An 18213-nucleotide genomic window follows, 5' to 3' on the forward strand; every position below is an offset into this window, starting at 1 on the left:
GTTGCTCCGTCGAGCCTCCGGGCGGTGGGGGGAGTCCGCCAGCGGGCCGCGTCCGGCGGGGTGAGCCGGTGGGCCGGTCAGGGGGGAGGCGCGCTGCCGGCCCGTTCGGCACAGGTACCGGTACGGTCTCCGCCACCGCGCCGGAACCGCTCCCGCAGTCCGGAGAGGCGCACTTTCTGCACGGTTGTCAGGCCTTCGGCTTGCGCAACACGAACCACAACGCAGCCGCGACCAGGACCACACCCGCTACGACGAACCACCAGATGGCGGGGCCACCGCCGTTGTCGGTGGTGCCGTCCGATGCCGGCGCGGTGTCGCCGGCCGCGGCCTCACCGGGCGTACCGGTGCCCTCCTGGGTGAGGGTGAACGTGCGGGTCCCGCTGACGGGATGCCCGTCGGCGGACGTCACGCGGTAGGCGATCGTGTACTCGCCGACCGGGCCGAGTCCGTCGAGTCCGACGCTGACGGTCGATCCGTCGACCATCGGGTCGCCCGTGGACCACAGGTTGCCGTCGGGACCGACCACGGTGATCGCTGCGAACTGCTCCTGCAGCGCTTCGTTGAATGTCACGTCGACCCGCTCGGGTGCCTCCGCGATCTGTTCGCCCTGTTCGGGAGTGCTGCCGATGACGACGGAGTGCGCCGCGGCGGGGCCCGACGCGAGCATCAGGGCGCCGGCGAGGGTCAGGAGAACGGTGACGAGACGCTTCATGCTCGCCGTCCCCGGATCACTGCGCCGAGCCCGAGTGCGGCTCCGAGCGCGCCGAGGACCAGGCCGATGCCGCCGAGCCAGCGTGCCGTGTTGTCGGTGGTGCTGCCCGACTCGGCCGCTAATTCGGTGTCGGTCACCGTCTCGGCACTCGCGCCGTGCCCGTGCCCGTCGCCGCTGCTCGCAGCGAGAGTGAGGGTGGGTGCGGGCTTCTCCGGTTCCTCGTCACCGGTCGCGATCTGATCCCACGCGACGACCTCGCCGTCGCCGTAGGTCTGGGTGGCGGGGAACGCGACTTCCTCTTCCTCCGGGAGCGGCCCGGCGGAGAGCACGAACTGCTGGAACTGGCCGGGACCCACCTCGATGCCGGGGTCGGCGGTCCAGGTGACCGAGGTTGCGAGCTGGGATTCGGGATTCGTCTCGACGGTCGCCGTCCAGCCGGGCAGCGGCTCCGTGCGAGCGGACCGCAGACCGGGCAGTTCGACGGTGAGAGCCGTGGTACCGGCGGTCTCGGATTCGGTGGGGACGCGGAACGTCAGGACGGAGTAGCCGCCCTGCTCGGCGCCCGGCGCCACCACGGAGACGTGCGCAGCGGCAATGCCGGAACCGGTCAGCAGCAGCGCCGCGGTGGCGCCGGAGCCGACGAGGACCCGGGTGAGGGTGTTCTTCATGAAGATGTAGGTGCTTTCTCGAGCAGTAGGAATCAGGACACGGCCGGCGGTGCTGCCGGTGGGCCTCGTCGAGAAATGCTGGATGGGAGGGGCCTCAGGATGTACGGATCGGTATCGACAGCCGGGATGAGGAACGCGGGTGCGGGAACCGTGGGACGCCACGGCCGGATACGCCGCACCACCGAGGTACACGCGGTGTAGAGGCGGTCGGCGATGCCGATCAACAGGGCGCATCCGACGACGGCGACGGTATGCGCGACCAGCATCGACGCGGAGATGTGCAGGTGTCCGTCCGTCAATGTGGACAGGACGATGTGGGTGCCGAGCTGGCCTGCGGCAAGCAACGCGACCGGCGACGTCCCCGGACGCCCGGCACCCACGATGCCGACCCCGACGGCAACGGCCGTCAGCAACGCCACGGCCGGGTTCGTCGGTATCGAACCTCCGGCCGCGCCGTGCGCTGCGACGGCGAGCGCCGCGGTGGAAACCCCCGCGGTGCCGCCGAGCAGGGTCGGATTCGTTTTCATCGGTGTGTCAGCGCACACCGAGGCGGGCAAGCAGATCCGCCTCGATTCCGTCGAGCTCGTGGCCGATGGAGGCGTGTGCGGCCTTGCGGCGCGCGGCAGGCATCTGTTCGGCAGCGGACACCGCCGCGGTCAGGTCGGTGAGACGCCCGCGGATGGCCTCCGCGAACTTCTTCGTCTCGGCGTCCTTGGGATGCAGTTCCACGGTCTTCGTGACCGACTGCTCGGCCGCCGCGATGCGTGCGCTGAGCCGCGCACCGTGACCGGTGAACTGGCCGAGCTGTTCGACGCCGACACCGAGTTTCTGGGCGCGGCGGACATCGAGTTGTCCGCGCACCGCCGTCGCCGCCTGGTAGACGAGGGGAGCGAGCACAGGTATGAGCAGGCGCGCGACCCCGAGGTAGCGGCGGATCTTCGCCGCAGTCAGCCCCTGGTTCTCCGCAGCCTTCTTCTGCGCCTTGAGCGTGGCGATCTGCTCTCTTTCAACCTTGGCCTGCGACTTCACAAGCTCGTGGTCGAGTTTGGTCTGCGATTTCGCGAGTTTCTTCGCGAGCTTTTCCTGGGACTTCGCTGTGCGCCGATCGCTCTTGAACTGGTTCTTTGCTCCGAGCCTGGCTTCGAGCTCCGCCTTGTGCTTGAGTGCCTTTGCCTCCGCCTTGCGGGTGGCACGCCGCTTCCGCCGTGTGAACAACCCCATCGAACAGCACCCTCCATTCGGTACGACCGCAGCGCGCCCGCGCTCGTCGGCAAGCCTAACGTGACGGTGCTGCTTCGAGGCGCTGCACGTCGAGCGAATACGCTGGACAGTTGTGGAGGCGACAGGTAAGCAGCGACGCAGGCCCGTCTCGATCGAGGCGAGCGCGTTGACGCGGTGCCGCCACCGGGTGTTTCTCGATGCCACGTTCCCCGAGGAGTTGTCCGGGGCACCCAAGAATCCGGGCGCTGCGCAACGTCAGGAAGCCGCCGCGGCGCACCGCGACGCGATCCGGCAGCGGATGTTCGACGCCGACCCGGACGGGTGGGTGCACATCGCTCCGGAAGGGACCATGTCGCAGCGCGCTGACCGGACCCTCGAGGCGTGCCGGTCCGGCGCCGACCGCATCTGGGGTGCGGTCCTGCCCGTCGAACCCGATACCGGCCGCCGGGGCCGATCCGAGATCCTGCTGCGCGATGCGCAGCGCGGCGGCTACATCCCCGTGATCGTCGTCAACCACAAAGTCACCGACCCGGGCCGAGGCGCGACCACCACCGACCTGTTCCGGTGGGCGCCCGCGGTCGACGAGAACCGCAAGGTACGGGCACACTCGAGCGATCAGATGCGTGTCGCCCATCTGTACCGGATGCTCGAACGGCATGGGCTGGCCAGTCCCGCGCAGGTGGCGGGGGCGATCGGATACAACGCCGACTGCATCCTCGTCCACGATCTGAGCGCCGTCCTCGACGACTACGACGCGCGGCTCGCCGACCGTCTCGAGATCGCGCGCGGCAACGTGCCGACCGTGCCGTCGCAGATCGGGGAGTGCCGTACCTGCCCGTGGTGGGAGCGGTGCAGTTCGGAGTTGGCCGAGCGGCACGACGTGTCGCTGGTCGCGCCGGGGCAGCGCGCCGACGTGCTGCGTGAACTCGGTGTCACCACCATCGACGGGCTCGCCGGCTGGACCGGTGCGCAACCCGAGGTGTGGCCGCAGGGGCCGTTCGAGGATGCGGTGGTGATCGCGAAGGCGTGGCTCGCGGGGGCGCCGCTGGTGCGGCGGTACCGCCAGGTGCACGTCGCGCGTGCCGACGTCGAGATCGACGTCGACATGGAGAGCTATCACGAACATGGCGCATATCTGTGGGGGACGCTGCTCAACACGGACGTGCAGTCGGTGTACCGGCCGTTCTCGACGTGGCAGCCGGTACCCACGACCGATGAGGCCCGTTCGTTCGGCGAGTTCTGGACGTGGCTGTCGGCTGAGCGGCGCGCGGCGGAGCGTCGCGGGAAAACCTTTGCTGCCTACTGCTATTCGAGGTCGGCAGAGGACAAGTGGTTGTTGTCGTCGGCGCGGCGTTTTTACGGGTACCCGGGGGTGCCGTCGGAAGCTGAGGTCAAGGAGTTCATTTCGTCGCCGCAGTGGGTGGACATCTACCAGGCGGTGACCGACCAGTTCGTGTGCCCGAACGGCAAGGGTTTGAAGAAGATCGCGCCGATCGCGGGCCATCACTGGCGCGACGACGAAGCCGGCGGGGAAGCATCGATGGCCTGGTACCGGGAGGCCGTCGGTTACGACGGGGGCGAGCCGGTTCTGTTCGAGCGCACGCGGTTGCTCGAGTACAACGAGGACGACGTGATCGCCACCAAGGTGCTGCGTGAGTGGATGAGTGACCGTGCGGTGCTGGATATTCCGCACATCGATGATCTCTGACCCGTGGAAACGATCCCTTTTGCGGCGATCGTCGAGCTCGTAGTCTCGCGTCATGCATTCACATCTGATCTTCCATAACCCTCCGGCCCTGTCGCACGAGGTAGTAGTCGAGACGTTGGAGCGGGCGCTCGAGGACCGGGTGCACGAGCCCGAGGCAGCGGACGTCATGGTCGGGACTGCCTTGTATGACGACGATCGAGAGTTTGTCGAGTACTGGTGCATGCAGGTCGGAACGCGGGCAGTGTCCGGCAGCCCGCTGCTGGGACTGGCGGGCCTGTGCCTGGGGCACACCGCTCGGCGGTTCGGACAACTCAGCGATGAGGCACTTGCACTGGCACGAGCCCTGTCGGCGCGCGCTGAGATGAATCCGGCGGACGTGGACGGTCGTGCGCTCGACGGCCTCGACGACGTCCGATCCTTTCTGCGCCTCCGGCCGGCCTGATCCCGCAGCACGGGCCGGGCGACATCCGTCGTGGTCACGACAGGTGGACGCGCCTAGCGTAGGGCGTCGGCGAGTCTGCCCAGCGCGTCGATGACGGGTGTTCCGAACATCGCTGGATCGTTGTGTTCGAGCCCATGAAGTTCGACGCGTTCGACGAGGTTCCGTGCACTGTCCGCAACCGCTGCGCTCTGCTGGGCCGGCACGATGCTGTCGGAGGTGCCGTAGACGACGGTGATGGGGACATCGAGCTGTGCGAGGGTCCCGGCGACCTCGAACCTGTCCTTCAGGACGAAGGTCGGCACGATCCGGTAGTGGTGGCGCGCGACCGATCCGAGGTCCGTGAAGGGCGAGCGTAGAAGCATTCCGGCCGGCGGTGATTCGGCGGCGAGCGCAGTCACGACGGCGCAGCCCAGACTTTCCCCGAAGTACAGCAGTCGATCCGGATCGACGTCGTCTCGGCCGCTCAGGTACTGCAGCGCGGCGCGCGCATCGCGGATTACTCCGTCCTCCGACGGACGACCGGGATTGCCGCCGTACCCGCGGTAATCGACGAGCAGTGTCGAGAATCCCGAGGCGGCGAGGTCGGCGGCGGTCTGTGCGCGCCCGAGCCGGTTCCCGCCATTACCCGGAGCGAGAAGAACCGTGAAGTCGGCGCCCGGCCCGGACGGGTTGCGGCCGGGGACGAACCACGCTCCGAGCTCGAGGCCGTCCGACGTCGTCAGAACCACGTCTTCGGCACCGGGCAGCAGCGTCGCGGCGGCGGGTGGGGGTGATGCGTCGGGCAGGAAGATCAACCGACGTTGCAGCGCCCACACCGCGACACCGGCGATCACGGCGACCAGTACGACGACGGGAGCGATCCGCACAACCTCTGTGTAACCGATCGTGCGCGGTTGCGGTAGTGGGTACTACCGAAACCGCGCACCGGCGGCGAAGCTGCCTATCGCGGTGCCATGCGCAGCGCGCCGTCCATGCGGATGGTCTCGCCGTTGAGATAGTCGTGCTCGACGATCATCTGCGCGAGCTGTGCGTACTCGGCGGGCTGCGCGAGCCGCGACGGGAACGGCACACCGGCTTCGAGGCCCTTGCGGTAGTCCTCGGTGACGCCGGCGAGCATCGGGGTGTCGACGATGCCGGGGGCGATGGTGTTGACGCGGATCCCGAACTGCGCGAGGTCGCGTGCGGCGGGCACCGTCATGCCGTGTACGCCGCCCTTCGATGCGGAGTACGCGATCTGCCCGATCTGCCCTTCGAACGCGGCGACGGATGCGGTGTTGATGATGACGCCGCGCTGGCCGGAGTCGTCGACGGTGTCGGTCTTGGAGATCGCGTCGGCGGCAAGGCGCATGACGTTGAACGTGCCGAGCAGGTTCACCGTGATGACGGTGCGGAACAGTTCGAGCTCGTGCGGACCGTTCTTGGACAGGATCCGCCCGGCCCAGCCGACACCGGCGCAGTTGACGACGATGCGCAGCGGCACTCCGGATTCGGTGATGCGGGCGACGGCGGCTGCCACCTCGTCACCGCTGGTGACATCGGTGGGAATGAGCGTGACGCCGGTGGGTGCGGTGTCGCCGACCCGTTCGATGGACTGCTCGAGATCGAGTCCGAACACCGTCGCCCCGGCGTCGGTGAGGCGGCGGGCGGTGGCGGCACCGAGACCCGATGCGGCACCGGTGACCAGCGCGGCAGAACCTTGAATTTCCACAGTCATGACTCCTGTTCCGGGGGACACACGTATCGAGTCGAACGATAGCGCGAGAACTGCCCGGATCGCTTGCGCCGCAGCACCGCAGTGCCGATCAGTGCGGCTGCCACACAGGCACCGGCGCCGAGCAGCAACCCGGCGCGCCCACCCCACTGTTCGACGACCCAACCGGCGATGGGACCGCCGATCGCGGTGGAACCGAGGAACGCGACCGCCCACAGCGCCATCACACGCCCGCGCATCTGCGGGGAGGCGGCGAGTTGCAGGGAGCTGTTCGCGCTCGTGGTGAATGTGACGCTCAGGCCGCCGACGATCACCATGAGTGCGATCAGGACCGGCAGGGACGGTGCCGCGGCTGCGACGGCCATGGCGACACCGAAGGCGAGGGCAGCGAACACGAGCGGCTTGATGCCGGTGCGACCCCACGTGGCGACGACGAGGCCGCCCACCACGGAGCCGGCGCCCATCGCGGCGGTGAGGAAGCCGTACGCACCGGCGCCCGCCTCGAAGGTCTGGTCTGCGAGGACGGGCAGTACCACCTGGAATTCGTAGGCGAGACAGCCGACGAGCGCCATCATCGTCAACGGCACTGCCAGGTCCGGCGTGCGGCGCACGTACGCGAGCCCTTCGCGCAACTGGCCGCGGGCTCGCGCGGTCGGGGGAGAGGGGCGCAGCTTCGACACGTCGAGGGTGAGCAGCGAGGTCACCACGGCGACGAAGCTGGCGGCGTTGAGCAGGAAACAGATTCCGATGCCGCCCGCGGCGATGACGAGACCGGCCACCGCGGGGCCGATCATGCGGGAACACGCGGCCAGGGTGGACTGCAGGCTCACCGCGTTGCGCAGGTCCTCGGGCCCGACCATCTCGAGCATGAACGACTGCCGCGCCGGATTCTCGAAGCACTGGTTGAGGCCGAGTGTGAGGGCAAGGACGTAGACGTGCCACAGCTGCACGGCGTCGGTGATGACGAGCAGTCCGAGGATCAGCGCGAGCAGGCCCATCATCGACTGCAGACCGATCATGAGTCTGCGCTTGTCGGATCGGTCGGCGACGACCCCGCCGTACGGGCCGAGCAGCAGCATGGGGACGGTTTGCAGGGCCAGTACGATGCCGATCGCGGTGGCCGATCCGGTCAGTTGCAGGACGAGCCACGATTGCGCGACGATCTGCATCCACGTGCCGACGAGGGAAATCGCCTGGCCGGTGATGTAGCGGCGAAAATTGGGGCCGCGCATCGCGGCGAATGTGGTTCCACGGATATCGGCGAGCACGGTCACGTGCGCGCCTCGTTTCTGCCGCATCCCATGCTGTCGGCGAGGGCCTCGAGTGCGGGGAGCGCGTCGTACAGGGCGTCGACGTGGTGCTCGCTCAGCTCGGTGAGGTGTTCGGTGAACAGGGCGGTACGTCGGATCCGGAGTGTCTCGGCGAGGGCTGCACCGTCGGTGGTGATGTAGGCGAGAACGACGCGCTTGTCGTCGGCGTCGGCGGAACGTGACACGAGCCCGGCGTCTTCGAGCTTGCCGAGCATGCGTGAGCACATCGTGGGATTCAGGCCTTCGAGGTCGGCGAGTTCGCGTACCCCGACCGTCTTCCGTCGCGCGACCGTGCTGAGCAGGGATGCCTGTGACGGTGTCAGACTGCCGTCGCCGGCAGGCCGGGAGACGCGGCGTGCGATGCGGCCGAGCGCGATGCGGAGTCGGTTCACCTCGTCGGAATCGAATGAATCTCCGCTCATCGGTTCACGCCTCCAAGTGTTTGCCTATCGGCAAGCATATACCGATGCAAACGGGTGCGGGTCTGCGCGGAAGGTCAGACGTGGGAAGCAGTCACACGTGGGAAGCAGTCACACGTGGGAAGCAGGGGCGGGTTCGGTGCTGTCGGTCTTCCGGGTGCGACGCGTGAACAGGAACATGGCCACCGCCGTGATCACGAGGGTGAGGCCACCGGCGACGGGGCCGACCGCGGGTGCGTCGGGAGCGATCCCGGACCCGAGCATCCATGCGCCGAATGCGAAGAACAGTGCCGAGGCGCCGAAGCGGATCGCGTTCTCCGGCAGGTGTCGACCGAGGACGACGCCTGCGATGATCGCGAGTGCGTCGGCAGCGACCATGCCGACCGTCGACCCGATCCAGACGCCGACCCAGTCGTTGTCGGTCGAGAGCGTGATGGTTGCGAGCATCGTCTTGTCGCCGAGTTCGGCGAGGAAGAACGCCGAGGTGACGGCCAGGAATGCCGATCGTGTGACGCGGCCTGCCTTGGACTCCTCGTTGTCGTCGAGAGAGTCTCCGCGCAAGGTCCATGCGCCGAACAGAAGGAATGCGACGCCGCCGATGATCGAGATCGCTACCGTCGGAATTGCGACACCGAGATAGTGGCCGACTGCGACCGAGGCGAGGTGCACAGCGGTGGTGGCGAACAGGATGCCCGAGAGCACCACCCACCAGCGGTAGCGCAGCGCGAACGTCATGGCCATCAGTTGAGATTTGTCGCCGAGTTCGGCGATGAAGATGACTGCGAAACTCAGGACGACTGCGGACCACATCAGCGGCTCTCCTCCTCTACGTGTGGAGGAAATGGGCTTCCTCCGGACGCCGGACGCGTGGTGCGTCGGCGACCGAAGGTCTCGCCCACCGGAGGTCATCCGGTTCGCCGTGCCGGGCCGATGGCGGCCAGTGTGTCGACAGGGCGATTGGGGGCTACTCCCCTTCGCGTACTCGACGTTAGCGTGCTCGAGCCGCCGCTGTAAAGGTAATGCTAAGTTTAGTAGAACCGAACTCTCATTTACGGCATAGCGTCATGCCGCAAGCAGCATGGCCAGAATTGCGGTGTCGGGATCGCTGCCGGGATCCACGTTCACCTTACTGACCAGCGACGTCACGGTCCCGTCGGCTTCGGCCTCCACCCACGCGGCGCGATGGTCGAGCCCGAGATACGGCAACCCGGGCAACAGCACACACCCCGACGCGGCGCCCGCGTTCTCGGGCAGCGACGGCGTCGTCTCCGACGGGGGATGCAGCATGATCAGTGCCGGGGGCTGATGCTGTGCGAAGCACCCAGGCTCCACCGCAGTCTCCCCGAGTACCGGCCCGACCGCGAGGACGAGACCGACGGTTCCCGGTTCCGGATCGTCCGGCTGGTCCTCGCGGACCCCGAACACCGTTGAGGTCGGCAGCAGACCCGGCAGCGACGCCACCCGCACGGTCAGCGCGAGCAACTGCGTCCATTCGCGGGTTGTCGAGGGCCACCGTCCGGTCACCACGAACCCGCGTAGCGACCCACCGGAATGAAACGCGGCAATCCCGACCTGATCCCTCATGGCGTCTCTCCGATCACTCGGGGGCGATGAGGGAAGAATGCCCGTTTTTCCGGCTGGCACACAAGAGGCGCCGAGTGCCAGGTGTGTTCGTCAGTCCCGCTGCACACTCACACTGGGACACTCACGCCCGGCACCGTCACACGCAGCCGCACGACGGCCCCGGTGCGTTCACGCGCCGCGATCTCGGGCTGCCAGTTCTCCGCGGTGCAGACGAACAGGTCGCGGCCGTCGTCTCCACCGAGTGCCACCGCGTACGGATTGGCGACGGCGATACGGTCGGTGATCGTTCCCGCCTGCGACACCCGGATCACCTCGTTGCCGAACGGCGACGCGACCCAGACGGCGTCGTCGCGGTCGATGGCGAGCCCGTCCGGGAACACCGACCGATCGAACTCGATCAGCGTGCGACGGTCGGTGAGGGAGCCGTCGTCGCCCACCGTGAACGCGGTGAGCCTTCCCGGATTCGCGCGGGTCTCGGCGACGACGAGTGTGCCGCCGTCGGCCGTCGCGACCATCCCGTTCGCGAACAACAGGTCGTCGGCGACCGCCCGCACGGTTCCATCCGGTTCGACGAGGGTGAGCACCGCGGGAGTGATCGGGTCGGGTGGCGCGCTGGAGTCGCCGTAGTTGCCCACGTACGCGCGGCCGGCACCGTCGACGTACATGTCGTTGAGGTGCCAGGTCGCGAGGCCGGACAGATCCGCGTGCGGTGTGAGTGTGCCGTCGGATTCGCGCCGCATCACCGTGCGGGTGTGTCCGACGGCGATGAGCAGGCGCCCGTCGGGAAGGAAACCGAGCCCTGCGGGATGCCCGTCGATGTGGGCGACGACCTCGGACGACCCGGTGGCCGGGTCGAGGCGATACACGTCGTTCGCGTACACATCGGAGAACCACAGGCTGCCGTCGTGCCAGCGTGGACATTCGGGAAAAGCCAGGCCGGAGCACACGGTGTCGAGCGGAGTGGTCATGCCCGCACAGGTTAACGGTCGGCGGGAAGGGATGGCGTCCCGAAACGCCGACGAGGGCCACCCCACTGGGTGGCCCTCGTCCGCATGGTGCCGGTGACTAGACGATCAGGCCGGCGGTCTGGGTGCGTGCGCGCTCGAAGCGAGCCTGCACGTCGGCCCAGTTGACGATGTTCCAGAACGCCTTGACGTAGTCGGCCTTCACGTTCTGGTACTGCAGGTAGAACGCGTGCTCCCACATGTCGAGCATGAGCAGCGGGGTCAGGCCGATGGAGATGTTGCCCTGCTGATCGTAGAGCTGGACGATGATCAGACGCTGTCCGATCGAATCCCATGCCAGGATCGACCAGCCGGAGCCCTGGATGGAGTTCGCGTTCGCGGAGAAGTGCTCGCGGAACTTGTCGAACGAGCCGAATGCGTCGTCGATCGCTGCTCCGAGATCACCCGTCGGCTTGTCGCCACCCTCGGGAGAGAGGTTCTGCCAGAACACCGAGTGGTTGGTGTGGCCACCGAGGTGGAACGCCAGGTCCTTCTCGAGCTTGGTGGCCTGGGCCGCCATGGTGCCGTTCTCGCGGGCCTCGGCCAGCTTCTCGAGAGCGGTGTTCGCGCCCGCGACGTAGGTCGCGTGGTGCTTGTCGTGGTGGAGCTCCATGATCTTCGCCGAAATGTGCGGCTCGAGTGCCGCGTAGTCGTAGGGCAGTTCCGGAAGCGTGTACTCAGCCACGAAGGTTCCCTTCTTTGCGGGCCTGGTGGGCCCGTTCGATTTTTTCCGTGCCTATATGGGTATCCACCCAAACCCATAACTACACGCTGCGCAACATTCGGGCTCGGGCGGGACGCCGGGCCCCACCGACGGCCTGGCGGAACCGGCATGCGCAAAAAACCGACTCGCATCGCTCCTACCTGCACCGACTCGGCCGAACGGGTGCGCGATTGGAGGGAAAGGTGAACGGGACCTTAACATTGCGGGGTGTCTCGGCCGGTGTTCGACGTTCCGACACGCGGAGCCGAGGCACCACGTGTCCAGCTGCCTGGGCTCGACCTACTGAGATTCTTCGCCGCGATCGCGGTCGTGTACTCGCACATCTGCTTCTATCTGATCGACGACCTGGGCACCGGTTGGTGGTTCATCGACGTCGTCCACATCGTGCTGACCCGGGGCGCAGGCCTCAATATGCATCTGTCGTTCGTCGGTGTCGCGACGTTCATGATGCTCACGGGGCTGCTCATCACGCGCTCGGCGATACGCCAGCCGCGAGGGCAATTCCTGATCGCTCGTGCGGCGCGGCTCGTCCCGGCCTTCTGGGTGTGCATCCTCGCGGCGATCCTGCTGGTCCGCTTCGGCATCAACGGCATGTTCAGCGGCCACACCACCGTCACCGACGGTGAGGCCGCACTCAGTTTCTTCCTCGGTGCGTTCTTCCTGAAACCGCAGGTCGCGGTACTCGGCGTAGCGTGGACCCTCGCCGTGCAGATCGTGTTCTATCTGTTCTGCGTGAGCGGCCGGTCGCTGCTGCGTGCCAAGCCCATCGCCATGCCACTGCTCGGGGCGGCCCTGTGCATGCTCGTGATCATCTACAACCTGTACATGCCGGAGCCGTACACGGTGCCGTTCCTGTCGAAGATCGCCGCGACGCTGCCCACCGTGTTCCTCGGGCAGATCGCCTACCTTGCGTGGGCGCGGCTGATCTCCGTCCGCGGCCTGATGGTGGCCCTGATCGCCCAGGTCCAGGTGATCGTTCTCGCCACCGACATGCAGGTGTACTGGGCAGGAAGCCACTATCTGTGGACGATCAGCGTGGTGTTCGCGGTCGTGGTCCTGCTCTCCCGATACGACGGCAGGCTCGGTCGACTGCGTGTCGTGCGCTGGGTCTCGACCCGTAGCTACGCGATCTATCTCGTACACACCCTCGTCATGTACCGGATCTACGAGAACACCGTCGGATTCGTCGGAATGACGGGCGCCGTGATCTGTCTGCTCATCGGCGTCGGGCTGGTGTCCGAGCTCGTGTATCGCGGCGTCGAAGTGCCTGCGGCCCGCTGGATCAGCAACAGGTGGCTCCGGTCGAAGCGGCCCGCCGTCGCGGAAAAGGGCATCGCACGCATTCACGCGTAGCATCGGGTCATGTCCTGGTTCGACGACATCCTCGCCCATGCCGGCTCGAAGTCCCAGATGGTCGCAGCGGAAGAAGCGCTGCCCGGACGACCGGACGCCATGCCGGTCCCGGAGACGCATCACGTCAACGGTCATCGCATCGTCCCGCCCTTCCCCGAAGGCCTCGCCACCGCGGTGGTCGGTATGGGGTGTTTCTGGGGTGCAGAGAAGGAGTTCTGGGAGCTCGCCGGCGTGTACTCGACCGCTGCGGGATACGCCGGCGGGTACACCCCCAACCCCACCTACGAAGAAGTGTGTTCGGGTCGTACCGGGCACACCGAAGCCGTGCTGGTCGTCTTCGACCCCGCAGTTATCGACTTCGGGGGGATCCTGAAGCAGTTCTGGGAGAACCACGACCCCACGCAGGGCATGCGACAGGGCAACGATCAAGGAACTCAGTACCGCTCCGCCATCTACACGTTCGACGAATCGCAGATCGAGGTGGCCGAGGCCACCGCAGAATCCTTCGCCGGGCGCCTCGAAGCCGCGGGATTCGGCGAGATCACCACGGAGATCGCGCCGCTCACCCAGTTCTACTACGCGGAGGGCTACCACCAGCAGTACCTCGCAAAGAACCCCAACGGCTACTGCCCGGTGCACGCGACCGGCGTGAGTTGCCCGGTCGGGCTCGGAGCGTAAGCAGCGCTGTGCGTCACCGCACAGTGTGAGATGGGTTGGTATTCCTTGAAATTCGCCCGGCCGGCGAGCATTGTGGAGTGCAAGAGTGTCGGCCGGGGGAATGGATCGGGGTACCGAGATGACGTCCACAGCAGGGTTTCTACGGCGCACACGCCGGAGTCTGCGTGGGCGAAGTCCCCTCGTCCGCGGCACCGACCGTGTCGAAGCCCGCATCTTCTCGCTGCTCGTCGCCGCGATGCTCATCATGGTCCCCGTTGCCGGCATCGTCATCGCGAACGTCCAGAGCACGCAGGTCGCGATGGCGCAGCAGCAACTCGCCGAACGCACCATGGTCACCGCCACACTCGATGCAGACCCCATGATGGCCGACGCGGGCTGGGGCGAGTACGCCTACATCGCACCGTCGACTGCTCCCGCCACCTGGGAGTTCCGCGGAGTTGAACACCACGGCGACGTGCAGATCACCGGTTCCGAGGTCGCAGGTGACGAAGTGCAGGTGTGGGTCGACCGCGCAGGCGCTGTGACTTTGCAGCCGATGAGCGTGTCCGCCGCCGAGTTCTCGGCGGTGCTGGCCGGTGTCGCGCTGTACATCTTTGCGTTGATGATCGCCGGCGGCGTGTTCGCCTTGGCCCAGTGGAGCATCGAGCGTGCCCGCAGCCGCGAGTGGAGCCGGGACATCGAAGCTTTCCTCGGCTCCACCAGCAGCCACTGATCTACAGCGTGCGCACTTCGGGCAAGACCTCCTGCGCAACCAGTTCCAGGTGGTCGAGATCGGCCAGGTCGAGAATCTGCAGATAGATCCGCTGAGTTCCGATGTTGGCGTAGGTGCGGATCTTCTCCACGACCTCCTCGGGGGTCCCCGCAAGCCCGTTCTCGCGAAGTTCGTCGACCTCACGGCCGATGCGCGCCGCACGACGGGCGATCTCCGCCTCGTCTCGCCCGCAGCACAGCACCAGCGCGTTCGAGAGCGTCAGCTCCGCGGGGTCGCGGTGTGCGTCGCGGCACGCCTGCCGCACCCGGTCGAACAGGGTCTCCGACGCTTCCACCGAATTGAAGGGAACGTTGAATTCGCTCGCGTAGCGGGCCGCCAACGCCGGTGTCCGCTTCTTTCCCGCGCCGCCGATGACCACCGGGATCTTCTGCTGGAAAGGCTTCGGCAGAGCCGGTGAATCCACGATCCGGGTGTGCGTGCCGTCGTACGAGAATTTTTCGCCCACGGGCGTCTCCCACAGGCCTGTGGTGATGGCGAGGGCGTCCTCGAGTCGATCGAAGCGTTCCTTCAACGACGGGAACGGAATGCCGTATGCGGAGTGCTCCTCCTCGAACCAGCCGGCGCCGAGACCGAACTCGACGCGACCGGAACTCATCGCGTCGACCTGCGCGACCGAGATCGCGAGCGGGCCGGGATAACGGAAGGTCGCCGAGGTCACGAGAGTGCCGAGCCGGATCGTCGAGGTGTCGCGGGCAAGGCCGGCGAGCGTGATCCACGCGTCGGTGGGGCCGGGCAGGCCCTCGGCGTTCATGGCGAGGTAGTGGTCGGAGCGGAAGAAAGCGCCGTAGCCGAGTCGTTCGGCGGTCTGCGCGACCGCGAGCAATTCGTCGTACGTCGCGCCCTGCTGAGGTTCGGTGAAGATCCGTAATTCCATTTCTCGATTGTTTCAGGAACCCACCCGTCTCGAATTGTGAGCCGTCTCGAGCGGTGAATTCGAGGCCCCGCTGTCCCTGGGGATAAACCTGTGGAAACTGTGGATAACTCCTGCGCGTAGGCATTGTGGATATTCAGTACGGCCTGCCATGCGGCTGCATCGCATATCGGCGCGTGCCACTATTGGAATCGTGAGTTCTTCCGATGTGCCCACCGTGTCGGTGGACGAGGTTCCCGCCGGGGCGTACGGCAACGACCCGGCAGAGATCTTTTGATGACCGCATATCAGATCTGCGTTCGTTGCGAGAGTCGCTGGCCGGTGTCGTACCAGGCACGACAGTGGTGCCCGTCGTGCCGCGGGTTGCTGCTCTCACCCGTCGACTCCCACGTGGCGGTTCCTCCGAACAGACGGAACTTCCGGTGGGTCGTCCGATCACCGCAGCGCGATCCCGAGAACGGCCCGGCGCCCCGCGCCCCGCAGTCCACGGCGACCCCCGAGTACGCCGAGATGCCGCGGTGGGGACTGCTCGACCGCCCGCGATCGCACGACGAGGAACCGACCCGAGCGGAGACTCTCGCCGGCTTGGCTCCCACGCTGCTGGCCGGAACCGCGGCCGTGTTCGGGCTCGCAGCCGTCGCCGAACTGGTCCGGTATGTAGTGCTTCTCGTCAACCGCACGCGGCTGATCGAACCGATCGTCCTTGCCCTGTCCGACTCGGCTGTGTGGGCCACTCAGATCGTCGGTCCGCTCGTCGCGCTCGCTGCCGCGGTCGCGTCGGGTCTACGCCTGATCGAGGTCCGTCGGCACGTGTTCGCCGAGCGAGGCACCTCCGATCCGCGCTCACCGGGATCGGTCTTGTTCGGCGCGGTGGTGCCCGGCGTCAATCTTGCTCTGCCCGGCGTGTTTCTCACCGAGATCGCCGACGACAACCCGCGGATCCTGCGAGCGGTCCGGATCTGGTGGCTGCTGATCGTCTCGAATGCGGTGCTGTTCGTGTTCGTCCTGTTCTGGCGTCAGCGAGACGCGCTCCAGGCCAAGGCCGACGCGGTGCTGTTGACCGCTGCCGTCGCCGCCCTCGCCGCGGTGGTCGCTGTGGCGACACTGCACATCCTGCGCTTGTTCGACGGCACCGACCTGTGGGGCCGGCCCCTCGAACACCCCAGGTACACCACGGCCACCGGGCCCGCGTATGCACCGATCGCCGAGATCGTGCCCGTGCCGAAAGCCGAGCCTGTTCAGGAGGAACGGGAGACCGACGCGGAACGGACTCCGGCGGTGACATCGTGACCGAGTTCGCCGTGCCCCGCGTCGTCGCCCACCGCGGTTCGTCCGCAGCCAAGGCGGAACACACTCTCGCCGCGTACGAACTTGCGCTCGAGGAAGGCGCCGACGGTCTCGAATGCGACGTGCGTCTGACCCGGGATGGTCACCTCGTGTGCGTTCACGACCGCACGATCGACCGGACCTCGACGGGGACCGGTGTCGTGAGCGAGATGACGCTCGCGGAACTGTCCGAATTCGACTACGGGAGGCCGGGAGAGCCTGCGAGTCTGCTCACCCTGCGTCAACTGATCGAACTGATGATGGACTTCACGACTGTGCCGGTGAAGTTGTTCGTCGAAACCAAGCACCCGGTGCGGTACGGCGCGCTGGTCGAGACGAAGCTGCTTGCCGAACTTTCGAGGTTCGGATTGGCGACGCCCCCGTCGGCGGACTTCTCCCGGGTTGTGGTGATGTCGTTCGCGGCGTCCGCTGTCTGGCGGATCCGCAGGCAGGCACCGCTACTGCCCACGGTCTTGCTGGGAGAAACATCCCGCTACCTCGGTGGGAGCGCAGCCACCACCGTCGGCGCCACCGCGATCGGCCCCTCCGTCGCGACGTTGCGTGAGCATCGGGATCTCGTCGACAAGGCCGCCCTTGCTGGTCGGGCGACGTACTGCTGGACGGTCGACGAGCCCGCGGACATCGAGTTGTGCCGCACACTTGGTGTCGGCTGGGTGGCCACCAATCACCCCGGGCGTACCAAGGCTCAACTCGACGCAGTGCCCGGCGTGTAGTTTTGCGCCGTGGCGAAGAAGAGCAAGAGAAACAGCGGACCCAAGCCCGGCAGCAATCGCGCGGCCAAGCTCGAGCAGCGCAGGCTCGAACGGGAAGCGGCGTCCGGCGCGTCGTCCCGACCGTTCGAGGGCCTCGCTCTCGAACTCGACCTCGTGGCGTTGCGGGAGTTCGTGCCGTCCGCGCTCGTCGACCTTCCGGTCGCGGGTGGCGGACGCCGAGTGGTCGGCGCGACCATCCTCCCGGGCGGTGTCGCGGCACTCGCGCGCGAGGAAGGCGACGAGGTCGTCGGATACGTCGGGCTGCAATTGGCGACCTTCGGTCCCGATCCCGCCGGGGAACTCGGCGCGGCAGTCGAATGGGCCCTCACCGCGGAGCCCGGGACGTCGTTGAAGGTGTCGGAGCCGACCGCGGACTCGCCACGCCTACAGGATCTGCTCGTAGCCGACGAGCTTCCCTCGATCACCGTGCACCAGGATTTCCAGTGGTGGATCCCGGAAGGTGTCGAGGCCGCGCCCGATGTCGCGCAGACGCTGCAGCAGGCCAACGCTGCCGTGATGCCCTCGGCTCGTCTCGACGGCGAGAATCTGGTTGCGGCGTGGTGGGTCGATACCGGAGAGAAGGCGCACCTGCGCTGGATTCGTCCGGAGGACGAGGACGCACTGATGACGGCGCTGTCGCGCGTGCACGCTGCCGGTGGACTGCACCTCGGTGAGGGGTCGCGGTTCGCGGGCTCGTTCCGCACGCACGGCCTGCTGGTGCCCGTGTTCGACCTCGATCGTGAGAAGCATCCCGACGAATGGGTCGCGGCGACCCGCGAACTCGGCGCCCGACTCGATGCGGCGCTGGCCGACGAGTCGCCGCTCACCGTCGCCGAGCGAGGCTCCCGCGACGGCCTGCGCAGCCGCCAGGTCACTCTGCGCTGACCGGCCACCTTCTGACAAGCGAATGGCACACCCGATCGCCTGAGGCGAGCCG

General features: G+C 67.2%; 21 protein-coding genes. 8 read left to right on the forward strand and 13 right to left on the reverse strand.

What is annotated here, in order from left to right; translation table 11 throughout:
* Positions 1–187: 187 nt before the first annotated feature.
* From ACFWB0_RS04880 to ACFWB0_RS04895, 4 genes are read right to left on the reverse strand one after another with little or no spacing between them, the layout of a single operon-like run.
* Positions 188–712 (reverse strand): copper resistance protein CopC, encoded by a 525-nt coding sequence (locus ACFWB0_RS04880; protein ID WP_378489312.1) that lies wholly within the window; start codon positions 710–712, stop codon positions 188–190.
* Positions 709–1380: a YcnI family protein gene (locus tag ACFWB0_RS04885; protein WP_378489313.1), complete on the reverse strand. Its 672-nt coding sequence runs from the start codon at positions 1378–1380 to the stop codon at positions 709–711. Before ACFWB0_RS04885 ends, ACFWB0_RS04880 begins: the two co-directional genes overlap by 4 nt.
* A gap of 32 nt (positions 1381–1412) precedes the next feature.
* The gene (locus tag ACFWB0_RS04890) at positions 1413–1907 is read right to left on the reverse strand and encodes a hypothetical protein (protein WP_378489314.1); all 495 of its coding nucleotides are present in this window, start codon (positions 1905–1907) and stop codon (positions 1413–1415) included.
* Between the two features lie 7 nt (positions 1908–1914).
* On the reverse strand, positions 1915–2601 hold the full coding sequence (locus ACFWB0_RS04895) for a DUF6474 family protein (protein WP_378489315.1): 687 nt from the start codon (positions 2599–2601) through the stop codon (positions 1915–1917).
* Positions 2602–2713: 112 nt separating this feature from the next.
* Here ACFWB0_RS04895 and ACFWB0_RS04900 point away from each other — a divergent pair, with 112 nt between their 5' ends.
* The gene (locus ACFWB0_RS04900; RefSeq protein WP_378489316.1) at positions 2714–4309 is read left to right on the forward strand and encodes a TM0106 family RecB-like putative nuclease; all 1596 of its coding nucleotides are present in this window, start codon (positions 2714–2716) and stop codon (positions 4307–4309) included.
* 52 nt (positions 4310–4361) lie between these two features.
* Positions 4362–4751 (forward strand): hypothetical protein, encoded by a 390-nt coding sequence (locus tag ACFWB0_RS04905; RefSeq protein WP_378489317.1) that lies wholly within the window; start codon positions 4362–4364, stop codon positions 4749–4751.
* 53 nt (positions 4752–4804) lie between these two features.
* Here the strand turns inward: ACFWB0_RS04905 and ACFWB0_RS04910 are convergent, their stop codons facing one another.
* From ACFWB0_RS04910 to ACFWB0_RS04945, 8 genes are all read right to left on the reverse strand, one after another.
* Positions 4805–5617, reverse strand: coding sequence for an alpha/beta hydrolase (locus tag ACFWB0_RS04910; protein ID WP_378489318.1), 813 nt, complete (start codon positions 5615–5617; stop codon positions 4805–4807).
* A gap of 74 nt (positions 5618–5691) precedes the next feature.
* Positions 5692–6459 carry an SDR family NAD(P)-dependent oxidoreductase gene (locus tag ACFWB0_RS04915; RefSeq protein ID WP_378489451.1) on the reverse strand — a complete coding sequence of 256 codons (768 nt, stop codon included), beginning with the start codon at positions 6457–6459 and terminating at the stop codon, positions 5692–5694.
* Between the two features lie 2 nt (positions 6460–6461).
* Positions 6462–7736 (reverse strand): MFS transporter, encoded by a 1275-nt coding sequence (locus ACFWB0_RS04920; RefSeq protein WP_378489319.1) that lies wholly within the window; start codon positions 7734–7736, stop codon positions 6462–6464.
* Positions 7733–8194, reverse strand: coding sequence for a MarR family winged helix-turn-helix transcriptional regulator (locus ACFWB0_RS04925; protein ID WP_378489320.1), 462 nt, complete (start codon positions 8192–8194; stop codon positions 7733–7735). Before ACFWB0_RS04925 ends, ACFWB0_RS04920 begins: the two co-directional genes overlap by 4 nt.
* Positions 8195–8302: 108 nt before the next feature.
* The gene (locus ACFWB0_RS04930; RefSeq protein WP_378489321.1) at positions 8303–9001 is read right to left on the reverse strand and encodes a TMEM165/GDT1 family protein; all 699 of its coding nucleotides are present in this window, start codon (positions 8999–9001) and stop codon (positions 8303–8305) included.
* Between the two features lie 252 nt (positions 9002–9253).
* On the reverse strand, positions 9254–9775 hold the full coding sequence (locus ACFWB0_RS04935; protein ID WP_378489322.1) for a peptidase: 522 nt from the start codon (positions 9773–9775) through the stop codon (positions 9254–9256).
* Positions 9776–9882: 107 nt separating this feature from the next.
* On the reverse strand, positions 9883–10743 hold the full coding sequence (locus ACFWB0_RS04940) for an SMP-30/gluconolactonase/LRE family protein (RefSeq protein ID WP_378489323.1): 861 nt from the start codon (positions 10741–10743) through the stop codon (positions 9883–9885).
* 97 nt (positions 10744–10840) lie between these two features.
* A complete protein-coding gene (locus ACFWB0_RS04945; RefSeq protein ID WP_378489324.1) occupies positions 10841–11464 on the reverse strand; it encodes a superoxide dismutase in 624 nt (207 codons plus the stop codon).
* Between the two features lie 258 nt (positions 11465–11722).
* Here ACFWB0_RS04945 and ACFWB0_RS04950 point away from each other — a divergent pair, with 258 nt between their 5' ends.
* The 3 genes from ACFWB0_RS04950 to ACFWB0_RS04960 all read left to right on the forward strand — a co-directional run bounded on the left by ACFWB0_RS04950 (position 11723) and on the right by ACFWB0_RS04960 (position 14246).
* Positions 11723–12856 carry an acyltransferase family protein gene (locus tag ACFWB0_RS04950; RefSeq protein WP_378489452.1) on the forward strand — a complete coding sequence of 378 codons (1134 nt, stop codon included), beginning with the start codon at positions 11723–11725 and terminating at the stop codon, positions 12854–12856.
* 9 nt (positions 12857–12865) lie between these two features.
* Complete coding sequence (gene msrA / locus ACFWB0_RS04955; protein WP_378489325.1) at positions 12866–13534, forward strand: peptide-methionine (S)-S-oxide reductase MsrA; 669 nt, start codon at positions 12866–12868, stop codon at positions 13532–13534.
* Positions 13535–13652: 118 nt separating this feature from the next.
* The gene (locus tag ACFWB0_RS04960; RefSeq protein ID WP_378489326.1) at positions 13653–14246 is read left to right on the forward strand and encodes a hypothetical protein; all 594 of its coding nucleotides are present in this window, start codon (positions 13653–13655) and stop codon (positions 14244–14246) included.
* 1 nt (position 14247) lies between these two features.
* Here ACFWB0_RS04960 and ACFWB0_RS04965 read toward each other — a convergent pair whose 3' ends face one another.
* Entirely contained in the window at positions 14248–15180 is a 933-nt protein-coding gene (locus tag ACFWB0_RS04965) for an LLM class F420-dependent oxidoreductase (RefSeq protein WP_378489327.1), read from the reverse strand.
* 273 nt (positions 15181–15453) lie between these two features.
* Between ACFWB0_RS04965 and ACFWB0_RS04970 the strand changes: the two genes are divergently transcribed.
* From ACFWB0_RS04970 to ACFWB0_RS04980, 3 genes are read left to right on the forward strand one after another with little or no spacing between them, the layout of a single operon-like run.
* A complete protein-coding gene (locus ACFWB0_RS04970; RefSeq protein WP_378489328.1) occupies positions 15454–16467 on the forward strand; it encodes a DUF4328 domain-containing protein in 1014 nt (337 codons plus the stop codon).
* Positions 16464–17237: a glycerophosphodiester phosphodiesterase gene (locus ACFWB0_RS04975; RefSeq protein WP_378489329.1), complete on the forward strand. Its 774-nt coding sequence runs from the start codon at positions 16464–16466 to the stop codon at positions 17235–17237. Before ACFWB0_RS04970 ends, ACFWB0_RS04975 begins: the two co-directional genes overlap by 4 nt.
* Positions 17238–17246: 9 nt before the next feature.
* Entirely contained in the window at positions 17247–18161 is a 915-nt protein-coding gene (locus ACFWB0_RS04980; protein ID WP_378489330.1) for a DUF5926 family protein, read from the forward strand.
* The last annotated feature ends 52 nt before the right edge of the window (positions 18162–18213 follow it).

Origin of the sequence: Rhodococcus sp. NPDC060086 (assembly GCF_042730275.1) — a bacterium.
In the GTDB taxonomy this organism is placed as follows: domain Bacteria; phylum Actinomycetota; class Actinomycetes; order Mycobacteriales; family Mycobacteriaceae; genus Rhodococcus.